The following is a 14,197-nucleotide window of genomic DNA, read 5'->3' as shown; positions in this document are numbered from 1 at the left end:
TGCGCTTGCGTGAGTGGGGGTGGGGTGAAACCCCACCCTACGCTTGACCGCGGGCCCGATCCCGGTGAATTGACGAGAACGGCCATTCTTCCGGTTGTCCGACCAGCCCATGCTTCACCGGATTGTTCCAGCAATACGACAGATGCGCGTGGTAATCCGCATCGTCGCGGATGTGGTGCTCCCAGAACCGCCGTTGCCAGATCCCGGCGTCGCCCTTGGCGATCTTCGAGCGTGAGCGCCGTAGGGTGGGGTTCCACCCCACCGCTTTTCCCATGCGCTGCGCCTCGGTGGGGTTGAACCCCACCCTACATCCGTCGCGCAGCTGCCGCGTGAACCGCGACTTGATCGCGCCCCACCGCACCGAATAATCCGAGTCGCGCGCAGGCAAGGTCCAGACGCAGTGCAGGTGGTCGGGCAACACGACAAAGGCGTCGATGGTGAAGGGGCGTTCGCGCTGCGTTGCTGCGACCGCAAGGCGAAGCCGGGCGACTTCGTCGGCCAGCAACGTGCTGCCACGCTCTTCCAGCCTGACGGTGAAGAAGAGGGTGGCGCCGGGCAATCGAGGGCGACGACACGAAGGCATACCTCGTATCAGGGCACAAACAGGTTGCGGGGTTGTTAATGGGTTCGAGGCCGCGCCTGCAGGCGCCAACGAACGGCGAGAACCGTTGCCAAAAGGTTACCATCGCCGGCTAACCCCCTGAAACCATTTACCCGCAGAATTGTCCCATCGTGGGACGCTCACTCTGCCGCCTGCCGCACCACCGGTTCGACTCCGGCGACCGATCCCATTTCTTCGATCTCGGGCAGCCCCTCGCGCGAGAGCAGCACCGCGACCGGACGGGCCGAGGGGATATGCGAGCACACGATCATCGCCGCCACCATGATCGGCACCGCGAGGAACATGCCCGGGATGCCCCACAGCGCGCCCCAGAAAGCCAGCGAGATGATGATGCCGAAGGATGACACCCTCAGCGCCTTGCCCATCAGCATCGGGTCGATCACCGACCCCAAAACGAACTGGATCATCCCGGCGATCACGAAGACCAGCAGCGCCGTGGCGGGGTCGTTCACCTGAATGAGCGTGATCAGCCCCAGAATGATCGTCGCGATGATCGACCCGACCGAGGGGATATAGTTCAGCACGAAGGTCAGCACGGCCATCGGCCCGGCGAAGTCCAGCCCGAAGCCTTCCATCAGCACATAGACCGCCAGCGCCGTCGCCAGGCTGACGCCGGTTTTCACCAGCAGATAGTGGTTCACCCGGCGCACGATGGAATGGATGATCCGCCCCACCCGCTGCGCCTGCGCCTTGTCGTGCAACAGGTTTTCCAGCTTGGTGTTGAACCACAGCCGTTCGGCAAACAGGAACCCGACGAACAGGATCACCAGCGTCGTCGCCGACAGCAGGTTCGAGGCTTGCCCGGCCAGCGTGCTCAGATAGCTCGACACCTGAATAGAGCGGATCGAGGTTTCAACCATCGCCTCGGCCTCGGGCGAGAACCACGCCGCCAGCCGGGCAATCGCCGTGATGCCCTGATCGGTATAGGCCGCCGTGGTCGTCACCACCGTGTTGACCTGAGAGATCACCAGCCCCGAAAGGGTCAGCAGCAGCACGGCGATCAGGGTGAATGCCGCCATCGAGGCGACCCAGTTGGTCAGCTTCCACGATCCGATCCTAAGCCGCGAAAACGCGTTGATCGCATCCGCTGTCATGGCGAAGAGGATGATGGCGATGACCAGCGAGATCAGGATGAAGCGGGCGGCCACCAGCATGAACAGGATCATCGAAAAGGCGATGATCCCCAGAAACCATGTCTGCAGCCGGTAGCGGTCAACCACCGACAGGCGGTGCGGGGTGACGCTTTCGGCGGCGGCGGCGTGTTCGATCTCGTGCGGGGTCATCGTCGCTGCTTTTTGGGGCTATAGGGTAGAGTAGGGTGCGGCGGCGCGCGTTACAACACTCGGTTCCACTCAGGCACCGCTCACAGCGTCGCGCAGGGCTTGGGTGAGGTCGCCGTAACCAGTCACGCGGCGTTCGTAGGCAAGCGAGAGACGCGCGGCGCAGGCCTGCGCGCGGGCATCGAGCGCCGGGTCGTCGATCTGGGCCAGATAGACCAGCTTTTCGTAATTGCCGAACATCATCTGGATCAACTCGGGGTGTTTCTCGAACCCCATCGGCTTCCAGACGAAGGCGTCGAATTGTTTGACCAGAAAATCGGTCAGGTAGAACGACGTGATCTCATGCTCGGCCCGCTCAGCGAAATCGGCATTCCCGGCGAAGAAGGAATAGCAATGCGGGCCCTCGACCATCTCGACGCCCAGTGTCGCGCAGCGCGCCTGCAACAGCCCGCCGGTGCCGCAATCGGCGTAGACGACGAAGATGCTGTCATAGGCCGGGCGGAACTTCTCGACAGCCGCCTCGACCGCGTCGGGGATGCGGTTAGGCCACAGATGCAGGTTGGCGGGCAGGCAGTGCAGATCCAGATGCGTCCAGCCGTTCGCCGCCTTCAGCGCCAGGATCTCATGCGCCAACGCGCCGCAGGCCAGCGCCAGCACCTTGCCGCCGCTGCGGGCCGAGAGCCCGTCGCTGGTCAGTCGGGCATCATCGGGCTGGGTCATCTCAGCTGCCGCTGGCCGCGCGGGCCAGCGCCGGGCGCAGGCGGCTTTCCACGATCTCATCGGTCAGCGGGCCGGCGTGGCGCATCAGGATATTGCCCTCGCCGTCGATGACAAAGGTCTCGGGCAGCCCGACGACGCCCCAGTCCAGCCCCATCCGCGCGCGCGGATCGGCCCCGATGGCGGCATAGGGGTTGCCCAGCTCGTCGAGGAAATCCATCGCCCGATCCGGCTCGTCGCGGTAGTTGACCCCCAGCACGGTGATCCCCTCATGCGCGAGCGCCTCGACCACCGGTGCCTCGGCCCGGCAGGGCGGGCACCACGAGGCCCAGAAGTTCACCAGCACCACATCGCCCGAGCGCAGCATGGCGTCGGTGAACAGCGGCTGGTCCTCGAGCGGTGCCAGTTCCACCGTCGGCGCCTGATGCCCGGCGCGGGCCGAGGGCAGGTCATCGCGGTCCTCGCGGAAATTGCCCACGGCGACGAAAGCGACGAAACCGGCCAGCAGCACAGGGGGGAGGATCAGAAGGGGGTTGATTTTGGGCATGTCAGACTCGGGTTACGCGCGCTTCAAGCGCGGCAAGGTCACGGCGAACCCGGCGCGACCGCGCCCAGGTCCAGGTGATGAGCAGGGCCAGGAGCCCCAGCGAGACCGCGTAGGCCAGCAGCACCTCGGTGGCATAGGTTCCAAGATCAGGCATCAGGCACGGGCCCTTTCGCGGGTCATCAGGGCACGCGAACGCCGCGCGCGGATTTCGGTACGGGTGCCGGCCAGCACCAGCGCCACAAACAGCAAAACGAAGCCGATCATGCACAGATAGAGCGGGCCCTTGTACGACCAGTCCATCCGCGTGCCGGGCGCAACGCTAAGTGACGCGCCCTGATGCAGCCCTTGATTCCAGAACAGCGCTGCATAGCGCGACAAGACGGCAAAGACCGATCCGACAAGGCACAGAACGGCGGTCAGATCAGCGGCGGTGTCGGGGTCCTCGATCGCGGACCACAGGGCGATATAGCCGACATAGAACAAGAACAGGATCAGGAACGAGGTCAGCCGCGGATCCCACGCCCACCACGTTCCCCACATCGGCTGGCCCCAGATCGCCCCGGTGATCAGCGCGATCAGCGTCATGGTCGCGCCGATAGGCCCGGCGGCCTTGGCGGCCAAGGCGCTGACATGGTGGCGGCGGATCAGCCAGATCAGCGAGGTGACCAGCATCATCGCCCAGGCGTTGATCGCCATAAGTGCTGCGGGCACGTGTAGGAAGATGATCTTGATCGTCGCGCCCTGGCGGTAGTCATCGGGCGTCAGGAAAAACCCCCAGTACAGGCCCACAGCGATCAGCGCAGCCGCCAGCACGGCACTCACCGGCATAAGCCAGTTCGAGAGCCGCATGAACTTGACCGGATTGGCGTATTCCCAGAGCGATGCCATTCAATTTTCCTAATGCGTACGGGGTCGGGTCTCAAAACACAGCGGCGTGAACCTAGCGCAGATTGATGCGTAAAGCGAAGGCTGCGGCGAAGGGTAGCAGGGCGGTAGACCCGGCGGTGATCCCGGCGAGCAGGACAAGCGGGGTGGTGGGGTCAAGGCCTTGCGCCGCGCGGGTCACGGCTTGGGCGCCAAACACCAGCGTAGGCATGTACATCGGCAGCACCAGCAGCGACAGCAGCAACCCGCCCCGCTTCAGCCCCACGGTCAGCGCCGCGCCAAAGGCGCCGATCATGCTGAGTGCGGGCGTGCCAAGGATCAGCGACAGCATCAGCGTGGCGTAGGCCGCGCCGGGCAGGTTGAGCAGGATGCCCAGCACCGGAGCGGCCAGCGCCAGCGGCAGTCCCGTCGTGCCCCAATGCGCCAGCGCCTTCACGGCCACCACCCCCTCAAGCGGAATGGGCGAGGTCGCCAGCAAATCCAGCGAGCCATCCTCATGGTCCAGCGCGAACAGCCGGTCGAGCGAGAGCAGACAGGCCAGCAGCGCGCCGACCCACAGGATGCCGGGCGCGATGATCCCCAGTGTCACCGGGTCCGGCCCCACGCCCAAGGGCACCAGCACGGCGAGGATCAGAAAGAACCCCAGCCCCAGCCCAAAGCCGCCGCCCGCGCGGAACGCCAGTCGCAGGTCGCGGATCAGCAGCGCGATCACAGGAAGGCCTCGTCAAAACCGAGATCCGCTGGCAGCCCCGCCTTGTAGGGCGCCAGTTCCAGCACCCGTGCCTCTGCCAGCCCCAGATCGATATGCGTCGCCATCAGCGCCGCGCCGCCCTGCGCCAGATGCCCGCGTACCACGGCGGCGAACAGCGCGACCGAGTCCGCATCCAGCGATACCGTCGGCTCATCGAGCACCCACAGCCACCGCCCGGTCACCAACAGCCGCGCCAGGCCCAGCCGTCGCTTTTGCCCGGCCGACAGGCTTTGCGCCGGACGCTCGGCCAGATCGGCAAGGTTCATCGCGTCGAGTGCCGGGGCAATATCCCGCTGCCCGTGGATCGCCGCCCAGAACGACAGGTTCTCGGCGACGCTCAACGTCGCCTTCAACCCGTCGGCGTGCGCAGCATAGGTCATTTGCTCGGGCGGACAGGAAATCTCGCCGCTCAGCGCCGGTTGCAACCCGGCCAGCGTGCGCAACAGCGTCGTCTTGCCTGAGCCGTTCGGCCCACGCAGTACCAGTGCTTCACCGCCCGCGACGGTAAAACTCAGCCCCTCGATCAAGGGCAGCCCTCCGCGGGCGCAGGCCAGATCCGTGACACGCAATTCCATGTCGCCCGTCCTAGCGCCTAAGCGCCTCTGCTGCAAAGAAAAGCCGCGGCCTGCGTCGCCTTGCCCCAAAGCGCGCATCATCTGTCCTCAAATATCCACGGGGGGATCCCCAAGGGGGGAGCGTGCTCCCCCCTTGGGCGAGGGGGTTCGGGGGGCGAGCAGCCCCCCGACGCTTCGCCCGACACTCAGACGTTCATCAACAGATGCTCGCGCTCCCACGGGCTGATCACCTGTTGGAATTCCTTGTACTCGTGCCGCTTGACCGAGGCATAGAGCGCCACGAAATCCGGCCCCAGCACCTCGACCATCGCGTCATCGGCGACCAGCAGATCAATCGCGTCGCCCAGCGTCAGCGGCAGTTCATCCTCACCCATATAGGCGTTGATGCGGCATTCAGGCCGGGGATCGGTGCGTTCTTTCAGGCCCAGATAGCCACAGGCCAGCGAGGCGGCGATGCCCAGATACGGGTTGCAATCCATGCCCGCGATGCGGTTCTCGACCCGGCGCGCTTCCGGCCCCGCGATGGGCACGCGCAGCCCGGTGGTGCGGTTGTCGCGGCCCCATTCCAGATTGATCGGCGCGGCAAAGTCGGGAACGTAGCGCCGGTAGCTGTTCACATAGGGCGCCAGCAGCGCGATGGCGGCGGGCAGGTGGTTCTGCATGCCCGCGATGAAATGCAGGAATTCCGGCGTTTCCGAGCCATCCGCCGCGCTGAAGATGTTCTTGCCGGTTTTGATATCCACCACCGAATGGTGGATGTGCATTGCCGAACCCGGCTCACCCTCGATCGGTTTGGCCATGAAGGTCGCGTAGCAATCGTGGCGCAGCGCGGCTTCGCGGATCATCCGTTTGAAGAAGAAGATGTGATCCGCCAGATCGACCGGGTTGCCATGGGCAAGGTTGATCTCGACCTGACCCGCGCCGCCTTCCTGCAGGATGCCGTCGATCTCCAGCCCCATCGCCTCGGCGTAGTCGTAGATGTCGTCGATAACCTTGCCGTATTCATCCACCGCCGACATCGAATAGGCCTGTTTCGCGGCGGCCTTGCGGCCGGAGCGCCCCATCGGTGGGACGATCGGCATGTTCGGGTCGGTGTTGCGGGCGACGAAGTAGAACTCCATCTCGGGCGCAACCACGGGTTTCCAGCCTTCGGCGGCGTAGAGGTTCAGGATGTGTTTCAGGACGTTGCGCGGTGCGGTCGGCACCGGCTCGCCCTTCTGGTTCATCGCGTCGTGGATCACCTGCAGGGTGATGTCGTTGGTCCAAGGCGCGGCGGTCGTGGTGCTCATGTCGGGCACCAGCGTCATGTCGGGCTCTTTGTATTCCTCATCGCCGCCGGGGGCGTTTGCCCATTCGCCGGTGATGGTCTGCAGGAAGATCGAGGTCGGCAGATAGAAATGCGTCTGTTTGTCGAACTTGAAGGCGGGCATCGCCTTGCCGCGCGCGACACCGGCGATGTCGGGCAGGATGCATTCGACCTCATCCAGCCGCCGCCCGGCCAGAAAGTCACGGGCCGCTTCGGGGATCTTGCTGGTCCAGTTGGTCATGGGAAAATATCCTTGGTGCTCGGTTACGAGACAGCGTGGGGAACGGCAGCTTTGAAGAAACCGGCGATCTGGTCGGCAATCGCCGCGCTGTCCAGCGGCGTGCCCAGTTTCGCGCGGGCCTCGGCCAGCAGCGCATCGGGGACAACGCCGCGGCCGCGCGTTTCGATCAGCGCGCCGACGAAGGCGTCGCCGAATTCCGGATGCGCCTGTACGGAATAGCCGGTCTTGCCATAGGCAAGCCCTGCGTATTGGCAGAACGATGACGAGGCGATGGGCACCGCACCCGGCGGCAGTTCGACAACCTGATCCTGATGCCAGGCGTTCAGGGTCAGGGTCTGACCGCCAAAGTCATAGGTGGTCGGGCCGGCGGACCAGCCGTCCTTGTATTTCTCGACCTTGCCGCCCAAAGCCTGCGCCATGATCTGATGACCAAAGCACACGCCCGCCACCGGCACGCCCGCGGCAAAGGCATCACGGATGAACTGTTCGAGCGGCGCGATGAACGGGTGGTCCTCATAAGCGCCATGCTTCGAGCCGGTGATCAGCCAGCCGTCGCAGTCGTGGACGCTGCCGGGGAATTCCATCCCCAGCACGCGGTAGCGGGCGAAATCAAAGCCGTGTCCGGCCAGCAGGGTCTCGAACATGTCGGGATATTGGCCCAGATGCTCAAGCCCTTCGGGCGCGTCGCCGGTTTGCAGAATTCCGATTTTCATGTCTGCCTCAGACGGTATCGATATAGAGATCGAGGATTTCCTCTGGCGACAGCTCGGCCATGTAGTGAATCTCTTGCCGCTTGGTCCGCACGAGGTTGTCGATCAGGAGCGGCGCAAAGATGCGTTTCATGTCGGGGCTGTTTTCAAAGGCGTCCAACGCATCCTGCCATGTTGTCGGCATCTGCGGAAGATCGAGTTGATAGGCATTGCCGGTAATGGGCGGCGGCGGGGTCAGTTCGTCCTCGATCCCGATCAGCGCCGCGCCCAGCACGCCCGCCATCATCAGATAGGGGTTGATGTCGCCCCCGGCCACGCGGTGTTCGATGCGCCGTGCTTTCAGGCTGCCCGACGGGATACGCAGCGCCGCCGTGCGGTTCTCATAGGCCCAGGCGATGCCGCTGGGGGCATGGGCTTCGGGCACCAGACGGTCATAGCTGTTGGCATGCGGGGCCAGCAGCAGCGTGGTGCCAGCCATCGCTTTCAGGCAGCCGGCAACCGCGTTGTGCAACAAGGGCGAGCCGCCATGCGTGCCGTCGTCGAACTGGTTTATGCCATCTTCATCGGTGATCGAGAAATGCATGTGCATGCCATTGCCCGGCCAGTCTTCATAAGGTTTGGCCATGAAACTGGCCGCAAAGCCATGTTTGCGGGCCAGCCCACGCACCAGCATCTTGAAGAGCCAGGTGTCATCCGCGATCTTGAGCACGTCGTTCGAGTGCAGCAGGTTCACCTCGAACTGGCCCGGCCCGGCCTCGGAAATCGCGGTGTCGGCGTCGATGTCCATCGCTTCGCAGGCGTCGTACAGATCGGTGAAGAACCGGTCGAACGCATCGAGCGCGCGCAGGGCCAGCGTATCCGCGCCGGGGCGACGTTTGCCCGAGCGGGGCGAGGGGGGCACGCGGAATTCGCGCCCCGAATCGTCGATCAGATAGAATTCCAGCTCGGTCGCGCAGACCGGATACAGGCCGCGCGCGTGGAATTTGCGCACCACATCCGCCAGCGCATGGCGCGGATCGCCCGCATAGGGCGTGCCATTGTCGTGGAACATCCAGATCGGCAGCAGCGCTGTCGGGGCCTCAAGCCAGGGCATCGGCAGAAAGCCGCGGCCCGTGGGCTTGAGGACGCCATCGGCGTCGCCAGAGTCAAACACCAGCGGGCTGTTTTCGATATCCTCGCCCCAGATGTCGAGGTTCATCACCGAGAACGGAAAGCGCGTGCCTTCCTTGACCAGCTTTTCGGCGAACCGGACGGGGATGCGTTTGCCTCGGGCCTGACCGTTCAGATCGACGGCGGCAACGCGGATGGTTTTAACGTCGGAGTGATGGCGGAGCCAATCACGCATAGATCACCTGATATAGTGCGGTCTGAACCGGAGCCGGGCACGCGCCGCCCGCGGTAGATGCCGGTTCAACCGCCGATTGACCACGCCGAAACCCCCGATCAGCACCAGAGTCATGAGGACAAAGTAGAGCCCCACGATCGGATAGGCGATGAACGGGTTGAAGGTCTGCGCGGCAAAATAGTTCGCGTAATAGAGAGCGTCCCCCATCTGTTGCCAGGCGGGAAAGGCCGAGAAGAACACCAATGTCGTGGCGTGCAGCAGAAAGATAGCCTCGTTCGTGTAGCTGGGCCATGCCAGCCGCAGCATCGTCGGCCATGTGACACGGCGAAACTTGGTCCAGCCGGTCAGGCCGTAGGCATCGGCGGCCTCAAGATCGCCCTTGGGCACGGATTTGAGAGCGCCGTGGAAGATCTCAGCCGTATAGGCCGAGGTGTTGAGAAAAAGCACAAACAGCGCTCCGGCCCACGCGCGGGTCATCCATTGGGTGTCCAGCGTAATCGGGCCGATCTCAATGCCCGCGCGCGGCAGCAGTACCAGCGCTTCGTAAACAAAGAAGAACTGCACAAACAGCGGCGAGCCGCGGAAGATGAAGACAAAGGCTTCGGCAGGAGAGCGTAGCCAGCGGGTCTCGCTGCTTTTGGCCAGCGCGATGGCGGTGGCCAGAAAGAAGCCGAAGAACAGCGCCAGTGCGGCCAGATACACGTTCCACACCAGACCCGAGGCGATCAGGAATACCTGATCGCACACGTTGATCTCCAGCCCGCGCGGCAGTAGCCGGTCGCCAAAGTCACGACCCAGCGAGCGCAGAATCAGGCCGTGGAAGCTTTCGGCGCAGGTGGCGAAATCGACGCTCATATCGCAGCCTTTCGCTGGGCTTCACCGCCTGCGGTGGCCTGCCCGTGGTTGAGCTTGCGCATCAGCCGGTCAAAGCCGCGCTGGCTGACCCATGTCAGCGTGAGGTAAAACACCAGCACCCCAAGGAAGTACCACACGCGCCAATCGGGGTGGGTGTATTCGTAATGGCCGGTCTTCTGTCCGCCCAGCTCGCGCGCCCAGAACACAACGTCCTGAATGCCCAGCAAGAACAGCAGCGGCGTCGCCTTGGTCAGGATCATCCACAGGTTCGACAGGCCGGGCAGGGCGTAGACCCACATTTGCGGCAACAGGATGCGGCGGAAGGTCTGGCGGCGGGTCATGCCGTAAGCCTCGCCCGTCTCGAGCTGCGCGCGGGGTACGGCATTCATCGCGCCGTTCAGCGTGTTGGCGGCGAAAGCGCCGAACACCAGCGCAAAGGCAAACAGCGCCAGCGAGAAACCCCAGACGTTGTGAACCCAGAGCGGATCGGTCGCCAGAGGCATCTTGGCAGCCGCGCAAACGATGAAATCATTGCCCTGCCGCACAGGTTGGTCCCAGTCGGGGCACAAAATACGGTGGCGGGCGTATTCAACGCCTTGGTCAATCGCGAAGGGGACGAAGAGGAAAAAGATGATGTCGGGCACACCGCGCACCATCGACACATAGATCGTGCCGATGCTTTTGAGCAGCAGATTGCCCGAGCGCACGGCAAGAGCGCCGAGAAAACCCATGCCCAACGCCAGAGGGGCGGCCAGTGCCAGCAAGAGGAGCACCACCAGAACCGACCGATACAACGCGAAATGCGAGCCGGTGGTCAGGTAGCAGGCCATCCATTGCCATTGAGGCAGGGTGGCAGGGTCTGAGCAAAACGCGAACATGCGACACCGGGGGTTGGCCCCCCGATGCAGAATCAGGGGGCCGGATTGTCAGATCATTCGAAGACATCGACCTCGTCGCCGAACCACTGCACCAGCAGGGCGTTCAGCGAACCGTCGGCTTTCATCGAATCGATCGCCGCATCAAAAGTGGCGCGCAGCTCGGTGTCGGACTGACGCAGTCCGATCGACACGCCGGCACCCGGAGGGGTCACGTTGGCCAGGAATTCCAGCTCGCCGTTCGATTCCTCGACATAGGTGACCAGAAAGTCGCGGTCAGCCAGAACCGCATCGGCGGTGCCGTTGCGCACGGCGGCGATGGTTTCATCGGCGGTCGGGAATTCGATCAGCGTGGCCGAGGTATCGGAAACCATGCTGGCCTGCATCGTGTTCGACTGCGCGGCGATGACGCCATCTTCCATCACTGACATATCGGTGCCAGCCAGCGCCATATAGGCGGACGGGTCGGGCAGCTTGTAGGCCTGGCTGAAGGCGATGACCTCGGCGCGGGCCTCGGTTGCGTTCATGCCGGCCATGATGACGTCATAGTTGCCGCCAACCAGGTTCGGGATGATCGAGTCCCAGTCGTTTTGCACCCACTCGCAGGTCAGCTGGGCGCGGGCGCACAGTTCATTGCCCAGATCGATCTCGAACCCGACCAGCTGGTTGGATTCGTCAAGGTAGTTATACGGAGGGTAGGCGCCCTCGGTGCCAAGACGGGTCACGGTCTGGGCCATCGCGGTGGACGAGCCAAGCGCGAGAAGGGCAGCGGAAAGAACAAGTTTTTTCATGGGAGTTTCCCTTTGTTGGACTTGGGTTCTTATTGCCTCAGGCCGAGTGACCGGCGCTGAGGAATTGTTGCAGGCGTGTAGACTTCGGCGCGCCAAACAAGGTTGCGGGCGCGCCTTCTTCTTCGATCAGGCCCTGATGCAGAAAGATGACGTGATCCGACACATCTGCTGCCAGCCGCATGTCATGCGTCACGATCAGCATCGTGCGGCCCTCATCGGCCAGCGCTTTGATGACGCGGACAACCTCTTGCTCAAGCTCGGGGTCCAGCGCCGAGGTCGGCTCATCGAACAGAAGCGCGCGCGGTTCCATGCACAGAGCGCGGGCGATCGCGGCGCGCTGTTGCTGGCCGCCCGACATCTGCGCCGGGTAGACGTCGCATTTGTCGCCGATGCCGACCTTGTCGAGCAGCGCGCGGGCGCGCGCCTCGACCGTGGCGCGGTCTTGTTTGAGCACGGTGAGCGGGGCCTCCATTACGTTCTGCAGAACCGTCATATGCGACCACAGGTTAAAGTTCTGGAACACCATCGACAGGTTGGTGCGGATCCGGGCGACCTGTGCGCGGTCGGCGGGGTGGCGGCCCAGCCCGTCGCCGCGCCAGTGCACGGCTTCGCCCTCGAACAGGATCTCGCCGCGCTGGCTGTCTTCCAGCAGGTTCGAGCAGCGCAAAAGGGTGGATTTGCCCGAACCGGACGAGCCGATCAACGAGATGACCTGACCCGGCAGCGCCTTGACGTCGACGCCCTTAAGCACCTCGAGATGGCCGTAAGCTTTGTGCAGCCCCCGGATTTCGATCACTGGCACAGGAGCCGAGGGTGAGATCGGAGCGGCGGGGGCAGACGAGGCGGTGGCGGCGGTGGTCAAGGCATCTCCGTCATCATTTGATCATATTCAGCCAATAGGGCGTATTTCAGGATCGAATGCAATGACGGATTGGCGGTCCTGTCAACGGGTTCCGCTGCGCACCCTGTGGCGATGACCCGGTGTCGGGGTGACAACACGGGCCAGCAGCGCTCCGGTGATAAAACCGCCAAGATGTGCCTGCCAGGCGAGCATTCCGCCAACAAGCGCCCAAAGAATGACGTTCATCACCACCAGACCAAGGGTCAGCCGGATCGGTTGCTCGATCGAGAGACCGCGCGCGCGGCGGGCCTGAATGTCCCAGTAGACGGACGCACCAAAGAAGCCGAACACGGCACCCGAGGCACCCAGCATCGGTGCATCCGAGGTGCTGAGCAGGCCATAAACCGCCCCGCCACCGATAGCGCTGAGCACGAAAAGCAGCAACACGCCGCCCTGACCCAGCCGCAGAACCGCTTCACGGCCCAGCCCCAGCAGGATCAGCATATTGAAGGCCATGTGCAAGAAGCCGCCATGCAGGAAGGCGTGGCTGAGGAACATGGTGAAGCGCTGGCCGGGGAAAACCTCGTCCCAGCCGCCCAGCAGGCCGGGCCAGAAGGCGCCGTAAACCATCGCGGTGCGGCGCAGCACGCTGAAGTCGGCAAAGGGCGTGTCGGCCAGCGTGAAAACCGTCTCAAGCAGGGCGCAGAGGCCGACGATAGCCAGCAGAACCGGGGCGTGACGGGCAACGGGAGGGGTGAAGTTCGTGTTCATGCGACAGGCATGGCAGCGGGGCGGCGGCTTCGCAAGGGCGAAGGTCGCGCTCAGTATCCGGTGGCGAACAGCACGGAACCGAAGGTTGCGCCGATGATCCTGAGGTCGCCCATAAATGACAGCCGTTGCGCATACCGCAGGTCGATGATCGCGCGCAGATCGAAGCTTTCCTCATTGCGCGCGGTCACTTGCCACAACCCGGTGATGCCGGGGCGCAGGCCCAGATAGGCGGGCGGGTTCAGATAGAGCGGCATCTGCTCGGGCAGCATCGGACGCGGGCCGACCAGGCTCATGTCGCCGCGCAGGACGTTGAAGATCTGCGGCAGCTCGTCCATCGAGGTTTTGCGCAGCAAGCGCCCGATTGGCGTGATGCGCGGGTCGCGCTTGAGCTTTTGCGTCAGCTCCCACTCGACGCGCAGCGCGGGGTCGCGGTCCAGAAACTCGTTCAACCGCTGTGCCGCGCCGGGCACCATGGTGCGCAGTTTGAACATGCGGAAGCGTTGGCCGTTCAGGCCCAGTCGCTCTTGCGTGTAGAAGGGGTTGCCGCTTTCAAGCCAGAGCGCAGCGGCCAGCAGCACCAGCAAGGGGGCCGACAGAATCAGGGCAATGCTGGCCAGAACCACATCCAGCACCCGCTTGCCATAGACCGCATAGTCCGAGCCCAGTTTGGGCAGGATGTCGGACGGATGCAGAGCAGGCAGCGGAATCAGAGCGTAAGCGGGAAAACCACTTTTCCACGGCTCCAGAACACTCGAGGCGTGTACCGGTCCGAGATCGACCCCGGTAACATCGGGGAGCGAGCGATAATGCAGGGTCATTCGGCAGCACTCGAAAATCGTTGGGGCCGATTGACACCCCCCCAGGCATCGTCCGGCGTACTCGTGACGTGATTAACCCTTTTTGGGTCATGAAAAAAACAAATTGCGGCGATTTTGCCTTATTTCGTCGGTAAACTGTTTGTTTCCAAACGGGCATCGCTGCGCCGCGTGTCATACTGCATTGCTGGGTGCAAAGAACGTGAAAAAATGCGAGAATCGTCTCAAATTTGGCAACGGTTCCGCAACGTCAGGTCCGCAGGCACCGCG

At 63.7% G+C, this 14,197-nt stretch carries 17 protein-coding genes; all 17 read right to left on the bottom strand.

Annotated elements, in window-relative coordinates:
- Positions 1–37: 37 nt before the first annotated feature.
- The 17 genes from EAE28_RS04255 to EAE28_RS04175 all read right to left on the bottom strand — a co-directional run bounded on the left by EAE28_RS04255 (position 38) and on the right by EAE28_RS04175 (position 13,930).
- The gene (locus tag EAE28_RS04255) at positions 38–559 is read right to left on the bottom strand and encodes an REP-associated tyrosine transposase (protein WP_246022262.1); all 522 of its coding nucleotides are present in this window, start codon (positions 557–559) and stop codon (positions 38–40) included.
- 182 nt (positions 560–741) lie between these two features.
- Positions 742–1,905, bottom strand: a complete 1,164-nt coding sequence (locus EAE28_RS04250; RefSeq protein WP_127104559.1) for an AI-2E family transporter — start codon at positions 1,903–1,905, stop codon at positions 742–744.
- A gap of 69 nt (positions 1,906–1,974) precedes the next feature.
- A complete protein-coding gene (locus tag EAE28_RS04245; RefSeq protein ID WP_127104558.1) occupies positions 1,975–2,622 on the bottom strand; it encodes a DUF1638 domain-containing protein in 648 nt (215 codons plus the stop codon).
- 1 nt (position 2,623) lies between these two features.
- Positions 2,624–3,166, bottom strand: a complete 543-nt coding sequence (locus EAE28_RS04240) for a DsbE family thiol:disulfide interchange protein (protein ID WP_127104557.1) — start codon at positions 3,164–3,166, stop codon at positions 2,624–2,626.
- Between the two features lies 1 nt (position 3,167).
- On the bottom strand, positions 3,168–3,320 hold the full coding sequence (ccmD, locus tag EAE28_RS04235; protein WP_127104556.1) for a heme exporter protein CcmD: 153 nt from the start codon (positions 3,318–3,320) through the stop codon (positions 3,168–3,170).
- Positions 3,320–4,054, bottom strand: a complete 735-nt coding sequence (locus tag EAE28_RS04230; protein ID WP_127104555.1) for a heme ABC transporter permease — start codon at positions 4,052–4,054, stop codon at positions 3,320–3,322. Before EAE28_RS04230 ends, ccmD begins: the two co-directional genes overlap by 1 nt.
- Before the next feature lie 52 nt (positions 4,055–4,106).
- Positions 4,107–4,763 carry a heme exporter protein CcmB gene (ccmB, locus tag EAE28_RS04225; protein WP_127104554.1) on the bottom strand — a complete coding sequence of 219 codons (657 nt, stop codon included), beginning with the start codon at positions 4,761–4,763 and terminating at the stop codon, positions 4,107–4,109.
- Entirely contained in the window at positions 4,760–5,377 is a 618-nt protein-coding gene (gene ccmA / locus EAE28_RS04220) for a heme ABC exporter ATP-binding protein CcmA (protein ID WP_127104553.1), read from the bottom strand. Before ccmA ends, ccmB begins: the two co-directional genes overlap by 4 nt.
- A 185-nt stretch (positions 5,378–5,562) precedes the next feature.
- The gene (locus tag EAE28_RS04215) at positions 5,563–6,924 is read right to left on the bottom strand and encodes a glutamine synthetase family protein (RefSeq protein ID WP_127104552.1); all 1,362 of its coding nucleotides are present in this window, start codon (positions 6,922–6,924) and stop codon (positions 5,563–5,565) included.
- Positions 6,925–6,947: 23 nt separating this feature from the next.
- On the bottom strand, positions 6,948–7,637 hold the full coding sequence (locus EAE28_RS04210; RefSeq protein ID WP_127104551.1) for a type 1 glutamine amidotransferase: 690 nt from the start codon (positions 7,635–7,637) through the stop codon (positions 6,948–6,950).
- Between the two features lie 7 nt (positions 7,638–7,644).
- The gene (locus tag EAE28_RS04205) at positions 7,645–8,979 is read right to left on the bottom strand and encodes a glutamine synthetase family protein (protein WP_127104550.1); all 1,335 of its coding nucleotides are present in this window, start codon (positions 8,977–8,979) and stop codon (positions 7,645–7,647) included.
- A 3-nt stretch (positions 8,980–8,982) separates the two neighbouring features.
- Positions 8,983–9,834, bottom strand: coding sequence for an ABC transporter permease (locus EAE28_RS04200; RefSeq protein WP_127104549.1), 852 nt, complete (start codon positions 9,832–9,834; stop codon positions 8,983–8,985).
- Complete coding sequence (locus EAE28_RS04195) at positions 9,831–10,712, bottom strand: ABC transporter permease (RefSeq protein WP_127104548.1); 882 nt, start codon at positions 10,710–10,712, stop codon at positions 9,831–9,833. Before EAE28_RS04195 ends, EAE28_RS04200 begins: the two co-directional genes overlap by 4 nt.
- Before the next feature lie 53 nt (positions 10,713–10,765).
- Positions 10,766–11,500 (bottom strand): transporter substrate-binding domain-containing protein, encoded by a 735-nt coding sequence (locus EAE28_RS04190; protein WP_127104547.1) that lies wholly within the window; start codon positions 11,498–11,500, stop codon positions 10,766–10,768.
- A 37-nt stretch (positions 11,501–11,537) separates the two neighbouring features.
- Entirely contained in the window at positions 11,538–12,320 is a 783-nt protein-coding gene (locus EAE28_RS04185; RefSeq protein WP_127104666.1) for an ABC transporter ATP-binding protein, read from the bottom strand.
- Positions 12,321–12,443: 123 nt separating this feature from the next.
- A complete protein-coding gene (locus EAE28_RS04180; RefSeq protein ID WP_127104546.1) occupies positions 12,444–13,112 on the bottom strand; it encodes a rhomboid family intramembrane serine protease in 669 nt (222 codons plus the stop codon).
- A gap of 50 nt (positions 13,113–13,162) precedes the next feature.
- Entirely contained in the window at positions 13,163–13,930 is a 768-nt protein-coding gene (locus tag EAE28_RS04175) for a sugar transferase (RefSeq protein ID WP_127104545.1), read from the bottom strand.
- Positions 13,931–14,197: the final 267 nt, after the last annotated feature.

It is taken from the genome of Pararhodobacter zhoushanensis, assembly GCF_003990445.1.
GTDB classification, from domain to species: Bacteria; Pseudomonadota; Alphaproteobacteria; order Rhodobacterales; family Rhodobacteraceae; genus Pararhodobacter; species Pararhodobacter zhoushanensis.
Note: the sequence above shows the minus strand (reverse complement) of the source record. Positions and strands in the feature narration are given on the sequence as shown.

Excerpts from the sequence above, each read along its gene's own strand:
- EAE28_RS04210 (WP_127104551.1), bottom strand. The coding sequence starts at position 7,637 with ATGAAAATCGGAATTCTGCAAACCGGCGACGCGCCCGAAGGGCTTGAG.
- EAE28_RS04175 (WP_127104545.1), bottom strand. The coding sequence starts at position 13,930 with ATGACCCTGCATTATCGCTCGCTCCCCGATGTTACCGGGGTCGATCTC.
- EAE28_RS04200 (WP_127104549.1), bottom strand. The coding sequence starts at position 9,834 with ATGAGCGTCGATTTCGCCACCTGCGCCGAAAGCTTCCACGGCCTGATT.
- EAE28_RS04230 (WP_127104555.1), bottom strand. The coding sequence starts at position 4,054 with ATGGCATCGCTCTGGGAATACGCCAATCCGGTCAAGTTCATGCGGCTC.
- EAE28_RS04245 (WP_127104558.1), bottom strand. The coding sequence starts at position 2,622 with ATGACCCAGCCCGATGATGCCCGACTGACCAGCGACGGGCTCTCGGCC.
- EAE28_RS04205 (WP_127104550.1), bottom strand. The coding sequence starts at position 8,979 with ATGCGTGATTGGCTCCGCCATCACTCCGACGTTAAAACCATCCGCGTT.
- EAE28_RS04250 (WP_127104559.1), bottom strand. The coding sequence starts at position 1,905 with ATGACCCCGCACGAGATCGAACACGCCGCCGCCGCCGAAAGCGTCACC.
- ccmD (WP_127104556.1), bottom strand. The coding sequence starts at position 3,320 with ATGCCTGATCTTGGAACCTATGCCACCGAGGTGCTGCTGGCCTACGCG.
- EAE28_RS04240 (WP_127104557.1), bottom strand. The coding sequence starts at position 3,166 with ATGCCCAAAATCAACCCCCTTCTGATCCTCCCCCCTGTGCTGCTGGCC.
- EAE28_RS04215 (WP_127104552.1), bottom strand. The coding sequence starts at position 6,924 with ATGACCAACTGGACCAGCAAGATCCCCGAAGCGGCCCGTGACTTTCTG.
- EAE28_RS04190 (WP_127104547.1), bottom strand. The coding sequence starts at position 11,500 with ATGAAAAAACTTGTTCTTTCCGCTGCCCTTCTCGCGCTTGGCTCGTCC.
- EAE28_RS04180 (WP_127104546.1), bottom strand. The coding sequence starts at position 13,112 with ATGAACACGAACTTCACCCCTCCCGTTGCCCGTCACGCCCCGGTTCTG.
- EAE28_RS04195 (WP_127104548.1), bottom strand. The coding sequence starts at position 10,712 with ATGTTCGCGTTTTGCTCAGACCCTGCCACCCTGCCTCAATGGCAATGG.
- ccmA (WP_127104553.1), bottom strand. The coding sequence starts at position 5,377 with ATGGAATTGCGTGTCACGGATCTGGCCTGCGCCCGCGGAGGGCTGCCC.